The organism is Pseudoxanthomonas beigongshangi (genome assembly GCF_016820515.1).
Classification (GTDB): domain Bacteria; phylum Pseudomonadota; class Gammaproteobacteria; order Xanthomonadales; family Xanthomonadaceae; genus Pseudoxanthomonas_A; species Pseudoxanthomonas_A beigongshangi.
Map to the genome: position 1 here is coordinate 1 of NZ_JADHDV010000021.1, position 17,919 is coordinate 17,919.

The 17,919-nt window shown below is 62.8% G+C and carries 21 protein-coding genes; 7 read left to right on the top strand and 14 right to left on the bottom strand.

Annotation, left to right across the window (positions count from 1 at the left end):
• A partial coding sequence (locus IQ458_RS14820; RefSeq protein WP_203323296.1) for a sigma-E factor negative regulatory protein occupies positions 1–557 on the bottom strand: 557 nt, incomplete at its 3' end.
• Entirely contained in the window at positions 554–1,174 is a 621-nt protein-coding gene (rpoE, locus tag IQ458_RS14825) for an RNA polymerase sigma factor RpoE (RefSeq protein ID WP_141456371.1), read from the bottom strand. The genes IQ458_RS14820 and rpoE, both read right to left, overlap by 4 nt.
• Positions 1,175–1,505: 331 nt before the next feature.
• On the opposite strand from rpoE, the gene IQ458_RS14830 reads away from it, so the two are divergent.
• The 3 genes from IQ458_RS14830 (at position 1,506) to IQ458_RS14840 (ending at position 5,569) form a co-directional block, all read left to right on the top strand.
• The gene (locus tag IQ458_RS14830; protein WP_203323297.1) at positions 1,506–3,569 is read left to right on the top strand and encodes a 3-hydroxyacyl-CoA dehydrogenase NAD-binding domain-containing protein; all 2,064 of its coding nucleotides are present in this window, start codon (positions 1,506–1,508) and stop codon (positions 3,567–3,569) included.
• A gap of 198 nt (positions 3,570–3,767) precedes the next feature.
• Positions 3,768–4,586, top strand: a complete 819-nt coding sequence (locus tag IQ458_RS14835) for an aminoglycoside phosphotransferase family protein (RefSeq protein WP_203323298.1) — start codon at positions 3,768–3,770, stop codon at positions 4,584–4,586.
• A gap of 311 nt (positions 4,587–4,897) precedes the next feature.
• Positions 4,898–5,569 carry a hypothetical protein gene (locus tag IQ458_RS14840; protein ID WP_203323299.1) on the top strand — a complete coding sequence of 224 codons (672 nt, stop codon included), beginning with the start codon at positions 4,898–4,900 and terminating at the stop codon, positions 5,567–5,569.
• 13 nt (positions 5,570–5,582) lie between these two features.
• On the opposite strand, the gene IQ458_RS14845 is transcribed toward IQ458_RS14840, so the two are convergent.
• From IQ458_RS14845 to IQ458_RS14860, 4 genes are all read right to left on the bottom strand, one after another.
• Positions 5,583–5,906, bottom strand: coding sequence for a DUF6959 family protein (locus IQ458_RS14845; RefSeq protein WP_425504700.1), 324 nt, complete (start codon positions 5,904–5,906; stop codon positions 5,583–5,585).
• Entirely contained in the window at positions 5,907–6,509 is a 603-nt protein-coding gene (locus IQ458_RS14850; protein ID WP_203323301.1) for a hypothetical protein, read from the bottom strand.
• A 137-nt stretch (positions 6,510–6,646) separates the two neighbouring features.
• Positions 6,647–6,988: a hypothetical protein gene (locus IQ458_RS14855; RefSeq protein WP_183637536.1), complete on the bottom strand. Its 342-nt coding sequence runs from the start codon at positions 6,986–6,988 to the stop codon at positions 6,647–6,649.
• Between the two features lie 8 nt (positions 6,989–6,996).
• On the bottom strand, positions 6,997–7,266 hold the full coding sequence (locus tag IQ458_RS14860) for a hypothetical protein (protein WP_183637538.1): 270 nt from the start codon (positions 7,264–7,266) through the stop codon (positions 6,997–6,999).
• 204 nt (positions 7,267–7,470) lie between these two features.
• Here IQ458_RS14860 and IQ458_RS14865 point away from each other — a divergent pair, with 204 nt between their 5' ends.
• Positions 7,471–8,649, top strand: a complete 1,179-nt coding sequence (locus IQ458_RS14865; protein WP_203323302.1) for a two-component system sensor histidine kinase NtrB — start codon at positions 7,471–7,473, stop codon at positions 8,647–8,649.
• Positions 8,618–8,968 carry a response regulator gene (locus tag IQ458_RS14870; RefSeq protein ID WP_203323303.1) on the top strand — a complete coding sequence of 117 codons (351 nt, stop codon included), beginning with the start codon at positions 8,618–8,620 and terminating at the stop codon, positions 8,966–8,968. The genes IQ458_RS14865 and IQ458_RS14870 overlap by 32 nt, the downstream gene beginning before the upstream one ends.
• 644 nt (positions 8,969–9,612) lie before the next feature.
• Here the strand turns inward: IQ458_RS14870 and IQ458_RS14875 are convergent.
• The 3 genes from IQ458_RS14875 to IQ458_RS14885 all read right to left on the bottom strand — a co-directional run bounded on the left by IQ458_RS14875 (position 9,613) and on the right by IQ458_RS14885 (position 12,463).
• Positions 9,613–10,335: an RHS repeat-associated core domain-containing protein gene (locus IQ458_RS14875; RefSeq protein ID WP_203323344.1), complete on the bottom strand. Its 723-nt coding sequence runs from the start codon at positions 10,333–10,335 to the stop codon at positions 9,613–9,615.
• On the bottom strand, positions 10,332–11,282 hold the full coding sequence (locus tag IQ458_RS14880) for a transglutaminase family protein (protein WP_203323304.1): 951 nt from the start codon (positions 11,280–11,282) through the stop codon (positions 10,332–10,334). The genes IQ458_RS14875 and IQ458_RS14880 overlap by 4 nt, the downstream gene beginning before the upstream one ends.
• A gap of 242 nt (positions 11,283–11,524) precedes the next feature.
• Complete coding sequence (locus IQ458_RS14885) at positions 11,525–12,463, bottom strand: LysR family transcriptional regulator (protein WP_203323305.1); 939 nt, start codon at positions 12,461–12,463, stop codon at positions 11,525–11,527.
• 129 nt (positions 12,464–12,592) lie between these two features.
• Between IQ458_RS14885 and IQ458_RS14890 the strand changes: the two genes are divergently transcribed.
• Together IQ458_RS14890 and IQ458_RS14895 are read left to right on the top strand one after the other, a co-directional pair.
• The gene (locus IQ458_RS14890; RefSeq protein ID WP_203323306.1) at positions 12,593–13,003 is read left to right on the top strand and encodes a RidA family protein; all 411 of its coding nucleotides are present in this window, start codon (positions 12,593–12,595) and stop codon (positions 13,001–13,003) included.
• Between the two features lie 24 nt (positions 13,004–13,027).
• Positions 13,028–13,420, top strand: coding sequence for a RidA family protein (locus IQ458_RS14895; RefSeq protein WP_203323307.1), 393 nt, complete (start codon positions 13,028–13,030; stop codon positions 13,418–13,420).
• Here the strand turns inward: IQ458_RS14895 and IQ458_RS14900 are convergent.
• From IQ458_RS14900 to IQ458_RS14920, 5 genes are all read right to left on the bottom strand, one after another.
• Positions 13,392–13,772, bottom strand: coding sequence for a nuclear transport factor 2 family protein (locus tag IQ458_RS14900; protein WP_203323308.1), 381 nt, complete (start codon positions 13,770–13,772; stop codon positions 13,392–13,394). The two genes, IQ458_RS14895 and IQ458_RS14900, sit on opposite strands and share 29 nt — an antisense overlap.
• A gap of 205 nt (positions 13,773–13,977) precedes the next feature.
• Positions 13,978–14,490, bottom strand: a complete 513-nt coding sequence (locus IQ458_RS14905) for an HIT family protein (RefSeq protein ID WP_203323309.1) — start codon at positions 14,488–14,490, stop codon at positions 13,978–13,980.
• A 541-nt stretch (positions 14,491–15,031) separates the two neighbouring features.
• A complete protein-coding gene (locus IQ458_RS14910; RefSeq protein WP_183637565.1) occupies positions 15,032–15,451 on the bottom strand; it encodes a hypothetical protein in 420 nt (139 codons plus the stop codon).
• 157 nt (positions 15,452–15,608) lie between these two features.
• Positions 15,609–16,484 (bottom strand): nuclease-related domain-containing protein, encoded by an 876-nt coding sequence (locus IQ458_RS14915; protein ID WP_183637568.1) that lies wholly within the window; start codon positions 16,482–16,484, stop codon positions 15,609–15,611.
• Between the two features lie 184 nt (positions 16,485–16,668).
• Positions 16,669–17,739, bottom strand: a complete 1,071-nt coding sequence (locus IQ458_RS14920) for a fimbrial protein (RefSeq protein WP_203323310.1) — start codon at positions 17,737–17,739, stop codon at positions 16,669–16,671.
• Positions 17,740–17,919: the final 180 nt, after the last annotated feature.

Genomic DNA, 17,919 nt, shown 5'->3' on the forward strand with positions numbered 1-17,919 from the left:
GCATCGGCACGACGCGGCACGCTGGCCACGGCCACCGCGGCGGTCGCCGCCGAAGCCAGGGCCTGTTCGGCCGCTCCGGCGCCATCGGCCAGGGTGCCGGTATCGGCGACGGTGGCGGGAACACCCGCGTCTTCGGCCGGCGCGGCTGGCACCGCGGCCACCGACGGTGCGGCGGAAGCGGCGTCCTCCTGCGGGGCCTGCTGGCGAACCATGAACAAGGCGACCAGTGCGACCGAGGCGGCCAATGCACCGCCGCCCCAGCGTGCCAGCCGGCCGCGCGGCGCGCCGGTCGCTTCCTGGTTGGCGGCCGGTTGGCGGGCCTCGGCGGCCACGGCCAGCGCCACCCGGGCGGCGAAACCTTCCGGTGCCGGCGCCTGGGCCTGGCCACGCAGCACGTCGCCGCACAGCTGCCAGCGTTCCCAGCAAGCGTTCAGTTCGCCGTCGTGCTGCAGGCGGCGCAGCAGGAAACGGGCTTCATCGGGCGACAACTCGCCGTCCATCAACGCCGAAAGCTGCTGGCGGTTGTGGATGTCCAGTTTGTCGAGTTCTACGGTCATGGGCGGCTACGCTCCCGGGTGGCACTTTCTGTATCGAGCAAGGGTCGCAACTCGGCATCGATGGCTTCACGCGCACGGAAAATGCGGGAACGCACGGTGCCGATGGGGCAATCCATCTTCTGCGCGATTTCCTCATAGCTCAGACCTTCCACCTCGCGCAGGGTGATGGCGGTCCTCAATTCCTCGGGCAGCGCGTCCACGGCCTTCATGACCGTGCGCTCCAGTTCCTGGCGCATCAATTCGCGTTCGGGGGTATCCGTGTCGCGAAGGCGACTGCCGGCGTCGTACTGCTCGGCGTCGGCGGCGTCGACGTCATCCGTCGGCGGCCTGCGGTTGTGCGCTACAAGGTGGTTCTTGGCGGTATTCACTGCAATCCGATGAAGCCACGTATAGAACTGGGCATCGCCGCGGAAGTTCCCCAGCGCGCGATAAGCGCGCAGGAAGGTTTCCTGGGCCACGTCCTGGCATTCGCTCCAGTCATGGATGTAGCGCCCGATCAGGGCCACCACCCGATGCTGGTACTTGCGCACCAGCAGATCGAAGGCCGCGCTGTCGCCGCGCTGCACCCGCTTGACCAGTTCGAGGTCCAACTCCTGTGTTGAATCGGTTCCGGCCATGCCGGGCTGCACTCCTGTGAGCTCGGCCATCAGCCGGGCAATGTGACCGCATCCGCGGAAAAAAGTTCACGGGTGGGTCGCGGGCCTGACCGGCCCCGTTTCCCATCCCGCCGGCGCTCCGGGCCGGGCCATCGCGCGGCTCCGGGCAACAACGCCCGGAACCGGCATGCCAGCCGGGAAAAACCGGCGGGATATCAAGAATTTAACCGCCGGCGCGGGATCATTTCCCCGGCCGTCGATCAACCCCTCTCCCGGATATGCGGATTTGACGCGGGTTAAACAACCTCGGGATGATAGCGGTCTTGTCCATACGTAAACGGATGGTCCGATCATGGCCGCAAACTTCGATGGGCTTCGATTCAGTCACTGGCAGACCGAACTGCGCAGCGACGGCATCGTCGTCCTCAGCTTCGACCGCCAGGGTGCCAGCGTCAACGCGTTCTCCCAGGACGCGTTGATCGAGCTGTCCGATCTGCTCGAACGCCTCGCCATCGACCCGCCCAAGGGGTTGGTGCTGCGCTCGGCCAAGAGCTCCGGTTTCATCGCCGGCGCGGACCTGAAGGAGTTCCAGGAATTCGATCGCCGCGGCACCGTCAACGACGCCATCCGTCGCGGCCAGACCGTGTTCCAGAAGCTGGCCGAACTGCCCTGCCCGACCGTCTCGGCCATCCACGGCTTCTGCATGGGCGGCGGCACCGAGATTTCGCTGGCCTGCCGCTATCGCGTCGCCTCCAGTGACGCGTCCACCCGCATCGGCCTGCCCGAGGTGAAGCTGGGCATCTTCCCGGGCTGGGGCGGCAGCGCGCGCCTGCCGCGGCTGATCGGCTCGCCCAAGGCGATGGACATGATGCTCACCGGCCGCACGCTGTCGGCCAGCGCCGCCCGCGCGATGGGCCTGGTGGACAAGGTGGTGGAGCCGGCGGTATTGCTGGACACCGCCATCGGCCTGATCCAGAACAGCGTGCAGCGTCCGTTCCAGCAGCGCTTCCTGGGCTGGATCAGCAACACCTGGATCGCGCGCAAGATCCTGGCGCCGCAGATGACCAAGCAGGTCGCCCGCAAGGCGCCGCGCGCGCACTACCCCGCGCCCTACGCGCTCATCAACACCTGGCAGCAATCCGGCGGCAAGGGCATCCAGGGCCGCCTGGACGCCGAGCGCAAGGCGGTGGTCAAGCTGGCGTCCACCCCGACCGCGCGCAACCTGGTGCGGATCTTCTTCCTGACCGAGCGGCTCAAGGGCCTGGGCGGCAAGGATCACGGCATCCAGCGCGTGCACGTGGTCGGCGCCGGCGTGATGGGCGGCGACATCGCCGCCTGGTCGGCCTACAAGGGTTTCGAAGTCACCCTGCAGGATCGCGAGCAGCGCTTCATCGACGGCGCGATGACCCGCGCGCAGGAACTGTTCGCCAAGCGGGTGAAGGACGAGGCCAAGCGTCCGGCGGTGGCCGCGCGGCTGAAGAGCGACCTGGCCGGCGACGGCGTGCCGGAAGCGGATCTGGTGATCGAGGCGATCATCGAGAACCCGGAAGCCAAGCGCGATCTGTACCAGTCGGTCGAGCCGCGCCTGAAACCCGACGCGCTGCTGACCACCAACACCTCGTCCATTCCGTTGACCGAGCTGCGCGAGCACATCCAGCGACCGGCGCAGTTCGCCGGCCTGCACTACTTCAATCCGGTCGCGTTGATGCCGCTGGTGGAAATCATCCGCCACGACGCGATGGCGCCGGAGACCGAAAAGCGCCTGGCGGCGTTCTGCAAGGCCATCGACAAGCTGACGGTGCCGGTCGCCGGCACGCCCGGCTTCCTGGTCAACCGCGTGCTGTTCCCGTACATGCTGGAAGCGGCCAACGCGTATGCCGAAGGCATTCCCGGCCCGGTCATCGACAAGGCGGCGGTGAAGTTCGGCATGCCGATGGGACCGATCGAACTGATCGACACCGTCGGCCTGGACGTGGCCGCCGGCGTAGGCATGGAACTGGCTCCGTTCCTCGGCCTCACGGTTCCCGCCGCCCTGGGCAACGTGGAATCCGGCAAGCGCGGCAAGAAGGACGGCCAGGGTCTGTACAAGTGGGAGAACGGCAAGCCGGTCAAGCCGGAGGTGCCGCAGGACTACAAGGCGCCGGAGGATCTGGAGGACCGCCTGATCCTGCCGCTGCTCAATGAAGCGGTGGCCTGCCTGCACGATGGCGTGGTGTCCGACGGCGATCTGCTGGATGCCGGCGTGATCTTCGGCACCGGTTTCGCGCCGTTCCGTGGCGGCCCCATCCAGTACATCCGCAGCACCGGCGCCGACACGCTGCTGGCCAGGCTCAAGGCCCTGCAGGCGCGCCACGGCGACCGCTTCGCCCCGCGTCCCGGCTGGGATTCGGAAGCGCTGCGGCAACCCGCCGCATGAGTCAAAAGAAAAGGCCGCGACGCGGCCTTTTTCTTTTGAACCTCCTCTTGTGGGAGCGACGTCAGTCGCGATTCGCGATGCCAAACGCGTCCTGACGAGCGTCGATCCGGATTGACAGGTTCGCGACTGACGTCGCTCCCACAGGGATGCCGGCCCAGGATCCGATAGTGTCGACGAGGTTGGCTATGATCCGGTCGCATGAAGCCTCTCTCCTTCAATTGGCAGCCCCTGCTCGATCAATGGCAACTCACCGTTGATGGCGACGCCTTCGCCACGCCCGGCAGCCAATTGCTGCCGGTACGCTGGCGGGGCCGCCCCGCCATGCTCAAGCGGGCACTGACCGCGGAGGAAAAATCCGGCGGTGCACTGATGCGCTGGTGGAACGGCGACGGCGCCGCGCACGTGTATGGGCATGAAGACGACACCCTGCTGATGGAACGCGCCACCGGCACGCGCGATCTGTTCGCGATGGCGCTGGACGGCCGGGACGATGAAGCCAGCCGCATCCTCTGCGCCACCCTCGCCCGCCTGCATGCGCCACGCGCCGCTCCGCCGCCAGCGCACCTGGTGCCGCTGCGGCCGTGGTTTCGTTCGCTGGAAGCCGTGGCCGGAATCGATGCCCGCTTCGCGCGTTGCTGGACCATGGCGCTGGGGCTGCTGGACGATCCGCAGGATCCAGTGGTCCTGCACGGCGACATGCATCACCGCAACGTGCTGGACTTCGACGAGCGCGGCTGGCTCGCCATCGATCCCAAATGCGTCACCGGTGAACGCGGCTTCGACTACGCCAACCTGCTGACCAATCCGGACCTGCCCACCGTCACCCGGCCCGAACGCTTCCATCGCCAATTCGACGTGATTGCCGAAGCCACAAGGTTGGAGCCGCAACGCCTGCTGCGTTGGGTGGTCGCCTTCGCCGGCCTGTCGGCGGCATGGTTCCTGGAGGATGAGGACGAACAGGGCATCGCCTCGGACTTCGCCGTCGCCGATCTGGCGCAAGCGATGCTGGACGGTTGAGAGGCATCCGTCTGCTGATTTCGCGGGACGGGTGAAGTATCCGCGGCCTGCCGGGTCACACCAGTCCGTGCTCGGCTTTCACAGGGTGGCGAGCGAGCCGGGACGGCAGGGCGAAGGAGCGCCCCCATCCGCCCTTCGGGCACCTTCCCCCGCAGCGCGGGGGAAGGGACTTTTACAGGCATCAGTGGCCTGCGCATCAGACCACTATCAACAGAAAAGACGCATGCATAAAACGGAGGCCAGCCCTCGCCCGGCGCTCCGATTCGGGTACGCTTGCGCCGTTCGTTCCCGTCCCCGTTCCGGGAGTCCGCATGTTCGATACCCCTCGGCACCGTCGCATCGCCGCTGTCGTCGCCTTGATTTACGTCGCCGTGCAATCGTTCCAGTGGTACGTGTTCGGGCATCTGCCGGAAGCCGGCGATCCCGTGCAGCAACTGTTGCAGGGGCCACATCCGCTCAACCTGGCGCGCGCGACCAGCATGCTGCTGTCGTTCTTCGGGCTGGCCTATCTGTTCCTGGTGGCTTGCGGTATCGCCTGGCGGCGCAATCCTGCACTGGCGGTGTTGGCGTTCCTCGGCTTCTTCGTGTTCTGCCTGCTGGAAGTCCAGTTGCGCGCGGTGGAGCTGTTCCATGTCTACCTGGCCCTGCCGGAGCAATACCGGGCCACCACCGACACGGCCGAACACGCACGCATCCTGGCCGCGCAGGGCAGCTTCCAGTCGGTGCAGTACGCGCTGTACTTCCCGCTGGGCCTGTCGTGGCTGCTGGGCAGCGTGCTGGCATGCCTCGCGCTGGGCCGCGACCGCATGCACTGGCTGGCGCTGTGGGCCTTCGGCCTGAATGCCGTGCGACTGTTCCTGCGGATGATCGACAGCTACCTCATCGGACCGAAGTTCGACGCGCTCTACGGCACACTCTACCTGCCGCTGGTCTACCTGAGCTTCGTGCCGCTGGCGATCTGGCTGTGGCGCCAGAAGTCATAGCGACGCTTCCCTTTCACGGAGATTCGGGAAATGGCATCGCCATGCCGTGCTCACCCAGCACGGTCTTGTAGTGATCCAGATAGGCCAGCAACGTATCGCGCAAGTCGGTGAGTTCATCCTGTGCTTCCGATGGAAGCACGCCACGCGCGGCCTCGCACGCCGCATCGGCACACTGGAACATCATGAACAATGCATCGCCCTGCACCAGCACGCCGGGATGCTTGCGACCGTGATGGCGCAGCACGACCGCGTTGGTGCGGTCGGAATAGATTTCCACGCGTTCCTCGTACATTCCCCCCCCAAGGTCCTGTCGTTCCGGGCGCCCGTGTTGCGCCATTCAACATCCCATCGGCACCGCAAACACCAGTCGCGTCACCGGTTTCCAGCGACCGTCCACACGCGCTTCCACCTGGATTCTGATTTCGCTCATGGCCGAATACATCGGCGAGTCGGCCGGTGACTTGATGTCCTTGATGAGGCCTAGCCAATGCTCCGTGGTCTCCTGCGTGTCGCTCCAACCGGCCAATGCCTTGCGGGCGGCGACGCGGATTTCATCGGGAGCGGCCCGGGGAACGCATCCGGATTCCTCGTCGGTCGGTGTTGGCACGGTGAAACGGCGCCCGTCGGCGCTGCTGGCGACATGCCATTCCGAGACGCAATGGCGGAAATCGATCAGGTCCACATGCGGACCTTCTCCGCTGATGCCCAGGCTGGTTTCAAACTGCACACGCATGCGGTACCCGCCACCCTGTCCGCCCCTGGGCGTCAGATTCACGGTACCGCCGTAGATTTCATCGCCCGGTTCCAGGCTTTCTTCGATGCGGGCGCCGGGTGCGTCCCAGGTATAGGCGCCGGCGGACAGCTCGGGCGCGTTGAGGGTGATGCGGTCCAGCGACTGCGCCGAAGCCCTGCCGCACAGGCCGGCCAGCAACCAGGCCATTCCTATGATCCATTGGTCCAACTTCCCTGTCATCACCCGTCCCCCGCCGGTCGCGGCACTTTAGCCGAGCTGGAACGGGCGGACAATCCGCAGCTGTGGCGGCCTTTTCAGGGTGAACAGCCTTGGCGGGCGACGCTTCAGCGCCAGCTGTTCTTCCGGCTCGGCGGCGGCGGCTGGCTTTCGTCGAGGACGGGCACCAGCTTTCCCAGGCCAACACGGCTGAAATCCCCGGTACCGTGGAAGTCGAGCTGGCCGAAGCTCTTCGCGTTCAGTGCGTCGCTGCCCAGAAACACTTCCTCGCCAACGACCAGCGGTCGGACCGTGCTGCACACCGTCTGCGGAATCCGCAGCACGCTGATGCCGGCCTGCTTCCACGCCACATCGGGGAGAATCCGGCGGACCACGGAACTGTCCACCCACACATCCACCGTATCGTTCGTAATCGAACGGCACTTCCCGATTCCAATGTCGAACGCCATGCAACCTCCTACTGGGCCGTACTTCTGAGAGTGAACAAATAGCCGCGCGCCATGAGCAGATCCCGCATCCGGGCTTCCGCGCCGTGCCGGTCGAACGTCTCGCCCACCCAGAGTCCGTAGCTGGGGCGTCCCGGGTGCTCGCCGCCGCGCGCCTGCCGCGTCACGTTGATATCCAGCGAACCGCAGGCAGTCGCCCACATGACCCGCAACTCGTCCGGACCGACGGACTGCGCGGCGCCCACATGCAGGACAAACACCTGACGACGACCTCGGGACACGATGCATCCTTGGCCACAAGGCCATGAGTGTGTGCCGAAAGGAAGTGTGGTCGCCTTGGATGGATGGCGAGAATGAGCTGCCGCTCAGCAAGTCCTACACATATACGCTCTCGGGACGGGTCCTGCAAGAATCGAGGGACCGAACTCACTCCTTTTTAACAAACAGCATCCTAGTTTTCAGGCATGGGGCCACGAGACATTCACATGCTCAGACTCAGCCAACCCAAGACACTGGAGGACGAATCCAGGCAGTTGTCTTTGCTCATCAAGAGCGTCACGGACTACGCCATCTACATGCTCGATCCCGAAGGCTACATCTGCTCCTGGAATCCGGGCGGCCAGCGCATCAAGGGTTATTCCGCGCGGGAAATCATCGGCGAGCATTTCTCCCGCTTCTACACGCCCGAGGACATCGCCGCCGAGGTTCCGCGCAACAATCTCCGCGCCGCCGCCGAGCACGGCGGCCTCTCCGCCGAAGGCTGGCGCGTGCGCAAGGACGGCAGCCGGTTCCTGGCCAGCGTCGTCATCGAACCCATCTGGGAGGATGGCGATTTGATCGGATTCGCCAAGGTCACGCGCGACGTGACCGAGCGGTATTCGGCGCAGAAGCGACTGGAGGAAGCGCGCGACGCCCTGCTCCAGGCGCAGAAGATGGAGGCCATCGGCAAGCTCACCCTCGGGCTGGCGCACGACTTCAACAACCTGCTCACGGTCATCCTCAACAGCCTGGACGTGATCGCGGCCAGGACGGTCGGCAACGACAACATCGCCTCGCCGCTGAAGGCCGCCATCCGCGCCTGCGACCGTGGCGCCCTGCTCACCCGCCAGTTGCTGACCTTCGGGCGCGGGCAGAACCTGCTTTCACAACCTACCCACCTGAGCGAACTCATTCGCAAGTCGGCCGACCTGTTCGAGCGTGCCTGCGCGGATCAGGTCAGCCTGCGCTTCGAGCTGTCCGACCATCTCCCGCCCGTGCTGGTGGATCGGGCCCAGTTGGAAGCGGCCATCCTCAACCTCGTCTGCAACAGCCGCGACGCCCTGTCCGGGAACGGCAGCATCGTCGTGCGGACGTCCGCCGCCCTGATGAACAATCCCCTGCAGCCCGACAGCGAACCCTCGCTGCACGTCTGTGCCGAGGTCAGCGATGACGGGCCCGGCATCCCCGTCGAGCTGCAAGCCAGGGTATTCGACCCCTTCTTCACAACCAAGGAAGTAGGAAAGGGAAGTGGCCTCGGACTCAGCCAGGTGTTCGGCCTGGCTTCCCAGTCCGGTGGATTTGTCCAACTCGCCAGCAATCCCGGTCAAGGCGCCACCTTCCGCATCTGGTTGCCCGCAGGCATGGAGAAAGACGATGGAGAAGGTTCGCAGGATACTGTTCGTTGAAGACGAACCCGACATCGCGGAAGTCGTGGCCGACGCCCTGTCTTCCGAAGGGTTCGAGGTCTGCGTGGCCGCCAACGGCCGTGACGCACTGGAATTGCTTCACACCGGCATTCCATTCGACTCAGTCATCACCGATGTGAGCATGCCGGACGGCGTCTCAGGTATCGACGTGGCCCACGAGGCCGCGCGGCTCAATCCCGCGGCGAAAATCATCGTCGCCTCCGGCCATCAGCTGGGGCATCTGCCGCAACTGCCGGAACGCTTCGAGTTCATTCCCAAGCCTTACCGATTGGCGGGACTGTTGAATTCGATCGGTTGATCAGTGCGACTAGCTATATTGAGAGCCGGAGCGCCGCAGGCGGTGGCCACCCGGCTTGAGTTGATTCCCTGCAGCGCTCATGGATACTTTTTTCATGGCACCAGCACTATCTGGAAACGCAGATTTTGTCGCCTAGCACGAGATGATCTTTCGGCCCTCCGGGAGAGGGCTCCATGCTAACTGGCCAAACGCAGACTTCGATTGCCTGGGAGAGAGCACCATTGAACTCCGATGGAACCGGACTGACCACAATCCCCATGAAAATCCTTCCTGGGTTTCGATTCCTGGTGCTGCCGCAGTCGAGGCATCCGGAGGCGACGGCCCGGCCATTCGAGTATTTCCATTGGATTGGACCCGCGCGCCCTCGCTGGTCGACATTCGTTCGGATGACCGAGTGAAATGCCACCTCGACATTGTTCTCAAGCTGCACGACGAGCGCGGAGTTCCTGTGTTCAAGCTCGAATGAAGAGCGCACCTCTTGAGGAAAGTAAGGAGCACGTGACGCAACGTCGATGCAAAAGATCGGAGTACATGCAAGCGGATGCCTCACAGGCGGAGGAGTTGCCTGCACGCCAGCGAACACACCAAAAGCCATCACACCCAATGTAGATTTACGAATCCGAGGGGAGAAATGAAATGATATTCTACTTCCCATGCTCCAGCACCTTGTCCAAGTCTTGCTTGCTACCCAAGCCATTATTCGCATCCTTCATGAAAGATGTTTCGTGCGCCCGCAAGATGTTTCCTGATGTATTCGCCATTATCTGGTCAGGGCCAAAACCATTCTTGTATCCGGAAAACTCCCTCGCACCCGTCTGAGGATTCTTGGTTTCGAGATAGCCATCCGATTTCCTCGGATCTCCCAATCCAGGAACGAAATGGAGCGTATCGTGCAGAGTGGCGCCCGCGACGTCAGAACGAGTCGAATCAATATGTGCCACAGAACCGTTGAAGCCTGGTATGACACCTTCACCCTTTGGTGTACGCGGGTTTTGTCCTGGTGAAACATCCATCACATTTCCGGATGGATACATGTTCTTTGCGAGCGGAATGATCTGGAACTTCGTCCCATCTTCGGTGACCAGACCGCTCGCCGCCTTTACCTGGCCCGCAATGAACTCCGGCGTAGCGCCCGAACCTTGATAATAAACCGGGATGACTACTGTATTGCCATTTTGATATGCAACCCTGCCGTCTGGATCATAAAATCGATAGGGGTTGTTGTTTGCATACCAATAGCGATTGAAGTTTGCCCCGGTAACTGGACTCGCCTGCACAGGGTCAACCGAAAGGAACCGCGCCTCCACGCCTAGTGGAAACACGGACAAGGCAATCGTACAAAGTGCTCTCCAGCGTCTGAACATCATTGCCCCCTTCTCAATTTTTCATTCTCGACCGATTTCAGATAGTCCGCATCCTGCTCGTCGGTTCCCGGTGTCCAGCCGAGCGCCTCGGCCTTGCCGAACCAGGCCAGATTCTCCTGGCTCAAGCGCTGGTAGTCCGCCAACTCTGCGGCGGGAATCTTCGCCGCATCCGGATAACGACGCACGTAGCGCTCCTGCAACTGGAAATAGTAGGCATTCGCCTTCCATACCAGCGCCACCGGGTCCTTCGGGTTCGCGGACAGGGCCATGTCGGTGACGGCCATCAGGTCGTCCACCTGCTGGCTGGCACCGTAGTGCTCCATCAGCGAGCTGGCGATGACGCCCACGCCCTCACGGGGCGACAGGGGACGTAGATAGATCCCATTCTGAATCGCCTTTTCGGAGATGCCGGTCTCGCGTTCGTAGCTGCTGTCGTACTTGAATCCCCCGGCAGTGGCCTCGACATTGAGCCAGGCCTGCTGGGATTCATCGGCGAACTTCACCAGTACATGATTGGGTGCCGTCGCCAACGCCACGGGCAAGCCCAGGCGTTGGCCCAGAATGGCGAACAGGATGGGCATGGAGACGCAATTTCCCTTGCGCGTCGCCAGATAGACGGCCAGTTGCTTGTTCTTCGGGTTATGGCCCAAAGGATCGCCCAAGTCGTACGTGAACGGTTTTTCCTGGTTCCACGTACCGGGCTCATATAGCGTGCGGAGCAACGCATCGAGTACTTGTCGCGAGGTCGCATTGGCCGGCACCTGGCTACGAACCGTCCGTTCCCAGTTGTCCAGTTCGCGCATCACGGCATCAGTGTCGGTTGCCGGTTCGACCAGCCTGTCCACCACCAGTTTGGCGTCGGCGTAGTCGATGCGCTCATCCTGCAGGGCGAATTGCGCGCGCAAGGGGTCCAGATCGTTCCCTGCCCACGCAGGAGATATCACCGCCATCACACACACGGCCAGACTCCACGCAAATCCCTTGCCGCAGATTGAAATTCTCATACGTTCCCTGTGTCCCCAAGTCCCGGCATCCTAGCGCCGTGCGGAAACCCGTGTCCATTCGCATGCGCCAGGACAAACAAATCCAACCGTCGTCATCCCTGCACCGACGGCCGACTGTCCCGTCCGTCGAACAGCCTTGATAGGCAAAGTGCCCGCCAAGCCACGACGAAGGCAACGGTAAACCTGCCTCATCGCGACGCCGGCGTCCCCGGCGGCTGGATGGCCGGCGCGTGCCGCGCCATCAGTTCCACCACCCAGTCGATGAACACCCGCAGCTTGCGGCTGACGTGCCGGCTGGGCGGGAACGCCAGATACAACGGCATCGCATCGAGTTGCCAGTCCTCGAACAGCCGCACCAACTCGCCGCGCGCTGTCGGTCCGTTGGCCATGTATTGCGGCAGCCAAATCACCCCCAGGCCGGCCACCCCGGCGGCCAGATAGGCGTTGCCGTCATCCACCGACAATACGTGGCGTCCCTGCACGCGCACCTCTTCCCCGCCCTGGCGCAGGGGAGACATCAAGGCACTGCGGATGCGCGAGCTGCGATAGCCGACGATGCGGTGCCGGCTGTCTTCCAGTGCCTGCGGATGCGCCGGCGTGCCGTTGCGCGCGAGGTAGGCCGGTGCGGCATAGACGCCGAGCGGCAGATCGGCGACATGGCGGGCGCGCAGGGACGGGTCGGCGAGTTCGCCGCCCCGTACCACGCAGTCCACGTTCTCGTCGATCAAATCCACCTTGCGATCGCTCGCGCCCAGATCGAGCTGGATATCCGGATAGCGCGCGTGGAAATCCGGAAGCGCCGGCACCAGCACCAGACTGGCCAGCGGTGCGGGCACGTCCACGCGCAGGCGCCCGCGCGGCGATGCGGAAGCAGCGGACAGACTGGTCTCGGCGTCGTCCAGGTCGCCCAGCAGGCGCACCACCCGCTCGTAGTAGGCGGCGCCGTCGGCGGTGACGTTGACCTTGCGCGTGGTGCGGTTCAGCAGCTTGACCCGCAGATGGGTTTCCAGTTGCTGCACCAGCTGTGTGACGCGGGTCTTGCTGGACTGCAAGGTCTCGGCCGTCTTGGTGAAGCTGCCGGTTTCCACCACGCGGACGAAGGCCTGCATCGCATCGAGACGGTCCATGGGGGTTCCGGACGTTGGGATTGTTTGGATTCTACAAACAGTGATCCCGCGTTCGGCGTGTTTATCGCTCCGGGGCGGCTACCTAGAGTGAGCGGCAGAAACCGGGCGCCGCCCCATCAGGAGATTTCCATGAGTACCCGTGATGTCGTCTTTCCCCCGGGCCGCCGTGCCCTGTACGAGCGCAACCGCTATTCCCCGGCAGTGCGTTCCAACGGTTTCCTGTTCGTGTCCGGGCAGGTCGGCAGCCGCGAGGACGGCTCGCCGGAGCCGGGTTTCGAGGACCAGGTGCGCCAGGCCTTCCGCAACCTCAACGCCATCCTGGCCGAAGCCGGCTGCACCTTCGACGATGTCGTGGACGTCACTGTCTTCCTCGTCGACCCGGAGCGGAACTTCGAACGCGCGTGGAAAATCGTGCCCGAATTCTGGGGCGAGGCGCCGCATCCCGCGCTGACCGGTATCGGCGTGACGTGGCTGTACGGCTTTCAGTTCGAGATCAAGGCCGTCGCCAAGCTGCCGGACGCCGCGCACCCGGCCGCATGACCTGACAACAACAGGAGCATCCCCATGACACCGCGTGACCCCGTATTCCCTGCCGGCCGGCACGACCTCTACTCCTCCCAGACCTATTCCGCCGCGATCCGATCGGGCGATCTGCTGTTTGTTTCCGGCCAGGTCGGCAGCCGCGGCGATGGCTCGCCCGAACCGGACTTCGAAGCGCAGGTCCGGCTGGCGTTCGCCAATCTCGAAGCGACCCTGGAAGCCGGTGGCTGCGGGCTGGACGACATTGTCGACGTGACCACCTTCCATACCGACCCGGAACACCAGTTCGGCACCGTCATGAAGATCAAGAGCGAAATCTTCCCCAAGGCGCCCTATCCGAACTGGACTGCGGTCGGCGTGAACTGGCTGGCGGGCTTCGACTTCGAGATCAAGGTGATTGCGCGGATTCCTGGCTGAGTTCAGCTGTCCCCTGATGGTAGACCATGCGCCACTGCTTCTGATCGAGGCGCCAGATTGAGCAGCGCCTGGATACGGCGGGCGCGCCGCCCGCGGTACGGGTTACCGAGTAAGTAACAAGACCGACCGTGGGCGCGATCAGGCGCACCGTGAGATCTTCGGCGCGAAACAAAATGCCCATCTCCGAAGGAAGGCGGGCGAGCACCTCGTCCTTTCCAAACGCCCTGCCGCTGGCTGCCACTTCAATGAAGTCGTCCGCGATGAGCCTGTCCAGAAGAACGGAATCGGAACGGCCTGCGGGATCGAGCAGATCCAATTCCAGTTGTTTCAGTAGTTTGGATTCATCTGTCATGACCATTTGATTACCTGGTAGCAGGTACCCGGAACCGGGCTATTCGTACATTTACGGAACACCCTATGGGCTGCCATCCTCAGTCCACCTGACATAACCGCTCGGCCAAACCAGCAAACAAGCGCAAAAGCGGCACTTCCGATTCGCCCCGCGGCTCCCGCCTGCGTGTTTCCGGACAGCTCAGCCGCCCACAGGAATCAACTGGCTAGCTCGGCAGATTCGACCGGACCAAGGCAGCGGTTTCAGCCAACTGCCCGGCGGAAACCCGAACCCTGGCCAGACGCTGCGCATCCCCGCTCGGATCGTGCGGCGTCCCCCGTTGACGTCCGGCGCCATCGAAGGTCGCGAGTTGGGGCGGTCCGATGCCCCAGTCGCTGCCTTTCTGCCGGGGCACGACATGGAAATGGAAGTGCGGTGTTTCCTGTCCACTGTAGACCCCGTTGTTCTGGAAAGTCAGTATTCCAAGGGGCTGATATGTCCTGACCAGCGCCTCCGCGAGCCGCTTGGCCGACACCAGTACTTCTTCGCATTCCTGGCGGGAAAGATCGAGCAGCGTGGCGACATGCCGGCGTGTGATGACACAACACTGGCCGACTTCGAATTGCCAGGGATTGATCACGGTAAGCGTATGTTCGCCCTCATCGATGACCGCCCATCTGTCTTCGCGTCCCGCCGTTTCACAAAGATCGCAGGGGTCTCTTATGGGGAGTTCTATCAATCGCCCTCTCCTATCATTTCTTTAGCTCGACGAGACGGCGGCTGCATCCCGCCAGAAAGGAAATCCAGTTCGAGTTGATACATCCTCACTCGGCTGAAATGGATTCAGCTGGGCCTGCTACTTCGCCGGTTCGGGTATCCACCCTCCAGGTGCCTACGATATGACCATCGATTGCATACGTGACAATGAAGAGGTGGGTACTGTCGACAACACCAGGCCCAAAAGGACGTTTGGCCGACCAGGTCCGCTCTTCCGTGTCATGCCACCATTGATCCGCCTCATCCATCTTCCTGACCTCGTCAGCACGATGTTGCATGACAAGGCGAATCGCTTCTGCATGAGGCGACTCTTCCGCCCCCCGCCGTATCCGCCGCATGCAAATGGGGCGCCGAAAACAGGCAAACAAGCAGGAATAAGGTTTGCGCAATTTTCATGTTCGATCCGGCGATTCGCTGATTCAACGACACTAGTTCATTTTGAAATCGTTGGGTTCAGCCAACAAGCGACACGTGGCGGCCCCAATGGCATGAACGCTCAGCCGTCAGAGCTCGTCCAGCACCGAATCCCTATACTTGAACGAGTTCAGGATCCACGCCTGCCCAGGGCGATAGAACACAAACTGCCAGACGATGGCGTGCTTCTCGAACTTTTGAAGATAGACGTACTTGAGCACCGAATCGCCGGCCCGGCTTTCGGAGATGAACTCATATCCGATGCTCTTTCCGAACCTCGCCTCCATGACGGGAACCTGGAGCATGGCCTGACTGGCCAGCGCATCAAGTTCCACCTTGGGAATGACGGTATAGACGGCACCGATCTGATCGAATCCGCCTTTCAGATTACCTGTCGCGACTTCCTTCATTACCGAATCGGAGAACGCCTTGGTCTCGCTCTCTGATTTGAAATCACGCGCATGCAGGGTGAAGGGAAGCAGGAATAGTAGAAAAAACAAGCGCGACATTACGTCTCCTGATGGCAAATGCTGATAAATGGCCGTTCGAGTACGGCTAAGCGACATATCCGAAATAGACCCCGTCGCGCCCCTTGGTACGGCAGGATCTTAGGTCCGCCAAGCCCGACTAACAAGCCAATGGGGTTGCCTCCAGAGGCTGTACCCGTCAGCCCTGTCCCGGATAACGCTTTGTCAGCTCGTTGAGAACCCGCTTGCGCAAGGCTTCCGGGAGCGGATCGCCAAAGGCAGGCAGGAGCATGAAGCGGGGATTGACCGGATTGCAGACCACGACGTCCTCCCGTCCTCCCCGTCCTTCCACGAACCAGCCCGGCAGCGACAGCACGGGCACGACCTTCACCGGTTCCCCCAGCGCGTCCGTCAACGCCTTCTGCAACCATCTCGCCTGCCCCTTGGCCTGGTCCAGGGGCTTGGTTTCAACATGTTCCGGAAACCGCAGGGTCTTGCCGTCATAGCGCACCCTGGCGTTCTCCTTTCCACCCTGTTCCGGCTTCATCCGCGACTTGGATTCCACCGCAAACACCGCATGCGGCGAGATGACCACGTGATCGATGTTGAACTTGTCAGCCGGAATGTCGTGCAGGACGTAGCATCCCTCGCCGATCAGCGGGGTCAGGCACTGTGCGGTGGCCAGCTCGGCTTCGAGTCCCTGTCGCAGCTTGCGAACCGTCTGTCCGTTGATGATCACCTTGCGGATGATCCACGCCAGCATCGCCGCGGCCGCTAGCCCCAGGATGACATCGCCCCAACCGAAGCGGATTTTCGACCAGTCGAGCTTGCCCAGCCTTGCCAGCATCCAGCCGGACAGGAAGAGGGGTCCCAGCGCGACCGCCATGCCCATGGCTTCGTAGAAATCATCCGTGGCCCTGTCCAGTGACCGGCGCAATTGCTCTCCGGCCTGATGATGCAGGGAGATGGTGAGCGGAGAGCGACGGTTGTCGCGCGCCAGCACACGACGCCACAACAGGACCGTGCCCAGTACCAGAAACACTGGCAGCCCCACCGCGACCAGCAACAACCACATGTGCATCCCTTCCCCCTTGTGCTACTTCCCGATGCCGATGGTGGCGAACTTGTGCTCTTGTTGCAACCGAACGAGCGCCCGGAACTCCAATGCAATCCATGTCACGTTCCATACCCTTCCCTTCGGTATCAGCATGAAATGACGCACGCTCCCTTGCGCGTTTTCCGCCACCTTGTGTCGGACGTCACTTGTAGTAGACATCAATCGTCGCGCCGGTACTGAAGGGGCCGAGGGTGGGTTTGTCAGTCAGCCATTTGAGCTGGGCGAAGAACTTCTTCACCACCACCATGTCACCGGTGCGAGGAATCAGGTCAAACTCCTGATTGAAGGGAACGGCGCTTTCGTCTTCCGCACGCCGCAGGGTGATGCCCACCGACGGGTTGTCGTTCGGCACCAGCACATGATTGCCGGGCTGAATGGTGCCGTTGAGGGGTTTCATCAGGGCAGTCAGCGCGTACACGCTGGTGCAGGGTTTCCTGGCGGTGATGCTGAAAGGCACGACCTTGGCGGTCTTGTCCCGCTCGGCGTACATCGAATGGATGCCACCAAACCGAATGGTTCCGGGTTCGATGGACAGGGTGGAAGCGCAGGCGACGTAGTGCAGCTTGTCCAGGCCGGTCACGATCATGCGCAGGTTCCGGTCTGGCACGTTGTTGAGCGCCTGCGCGCCGTCCAACTGGAAGATGGGATACCCGCCGCGTATGCCGGTCAGCGGGCCGTCCTGACCGCTGCCGGGTCCCGAGCGCTTTGCCAGGAAGAAGTTGAAGGTCAGCGTGAACTTGACCATGAACCGGGTGCCGCCACATCCCCGGCCCTGCGTTCCCCAGCAAGCGGGGACGACAGCATCGAGCTTGATCTTGCAGTTTCCTCCCCCCTGTCCCCCGCCGATGGCGGAACAGCGCTTTTCGCCCGGACCGCTACCATCGGCAGGACCTACCAGTCCGATCCCTATTTCCACATCCCTCCCCAATTGGTTCAAATTCGGGTCGTCGGGACTCATGTAGAAGTAGACGTTCTCGGCACCGGCATCGCGATCATGAAAGCAGGTGATGACAAAGGTATAGGTGGGCGATCGCCACAAGACCGTGCCCGCAGGCAGCACTCTGGGTACTGCGACCGTGGTACCGATGCCCTGCTCGTAGGTGACAGTCCCTCCACCTGTCGGGGGCCGATCTTTTACGCAGACCATCGCATGGCTCTCATGCGCCAACACACACAGCGAAGCTGCCAGCAGGATTCGGACAATGTAATTCATGGTGCTTCTATGAACTCCCTGCATGACGCATGGCCACGCTCGAATGACGATCCCCACGGGGGAGACAGACAGGCATGCCTCGGCGACCAGAGACTGCTCAACGCATACCGCACGAACGGGAAAGAGCGCTCGGTCTCCCGGGACGGGCTCCCATGAAAGCTAGCGATGCTAACTTTCGTT

Coding starts and splice junctions, on each gene's coding strand:
- rpoE (WP_141456371.1), bottom strand. CDS start 1,174: ATGGCCGGAACCGATTCAACACAGGAGTTGGACCTCGAACTGGTCAAG.
- IQ458_RS14850 (WP_203323301.1), bottom strand. CDS start 6,509: ATGGCCTGGTTGCTGGCCGGCCTGTGCGGCAGGGCTTCGGCGCAGTCG.
- IQ458_RS14910 (WP_183637565.1), bottom strand. CDS start 15,451: ATGTCGCGCTTGTTTTTTCTACTATTCCTGCTTCCCTTCACCCTGCAT.
- IQ458_RS14880 (WP_203323304.1), bottom strand. CDS start 11,282: ATGGCGGTGATATCTCCTGCGTGGGCAGGGAACGATCTGGACCCCTTG.
- IQ458_RS14835 (WP_203323298.1), top strand. CDS start 3,768: ATGAAGCCTCTCTCCTTCAATTGGCAGCCCCTGCTCGATCAATGGCAA.
- IQ458_RS14885 (WP_203323305.1), bottom strand. CDS start 12,463: ATGGACCGTCTCGATGCGATGCAGGCCTTCGTCCGCGTGGTGGAAACC.
- IQ458_RS14870 (WP_203323303.1), top strand. CDS start 8,618: ATGGAGAAGGTTCGCAGGATACTGTTCGTTGAAGACGAACCCGACATC.
- IQ458_RS14915 (WP_183637568.1), bottom strand. CDS start 16,484: ATGTGGTTGTTGCTGGTCGCGGTGGGGCTGCCAGTGTTTCTGGTACTG.
- IQ458_RS14875 (WP_203323344.1), bottom strand. CDS start 10,335: ATGATGTTCAGACGCTGGAGAGCACTTTGTACGATTGCCTTGTCCGTG.
- IQ458_RS14895 (WP_203323307.1), top strand. CDS start 13,028: ATGACACCGCGTGACCCCGTATTCCCTGCCGGCCGGCACGACCTCTAC.
- IQ458_RS14900 (WP_203323308.1), bottom strand. CDS start 13,772: ATGACAGATGAATCCAAACTACTGAAACAACTGGAATTGGATCTGCTC.
- IQ458_RS14830 (WP_203323297.1), top strand. CDS start 1,506: ATGGCCGCAAACTTCGATGGGCTTCGATTCAGTCACTGGCAGACCGAA.
- IQ458_RS14865 (WP_203323302.1), top strand. CDS start 7,471: ATGCTCAGACTCAGCCAACCCAAGACACTGGAGGACGAATCCAGGCAG.
- IQ458_RS14840 (WP_203323299.1), top strand. CDS start 4,898: ATGTTCGATACCCCTCGGCACCGTCGCATCGCCGCTGTCGTCGCCTTG.
- IQ458_RS14845 (WP_425504700.1), bottom strand. CDS start 5,906: ATGGCGCAACACGGGCGCCCGGAACGACAGGACCTTGGGGGGGGAATG.
- IQ458_RS14855 (WP_183637536.1), bottom strand. CDS start 6,988: ATGGCGTTCGACATTGGAATCGGGAAGTGCCGTTCGATTACGAACGAT.
- IQ458_RS14890 (WP_203323306.1), top strand. CDS start 12,593: ATGAGTACCCGTGATGTCGTCTTTCCCCCGGGCCGCCGTGCCCTGTAC.
- IQ458_RS14920 (WP_203323310.1), bottom strand. CDS start 17,739: ATGAATTACATTGTCCGAATCCTGCTGGCAGCTTCGCTGTGTGTGTTG.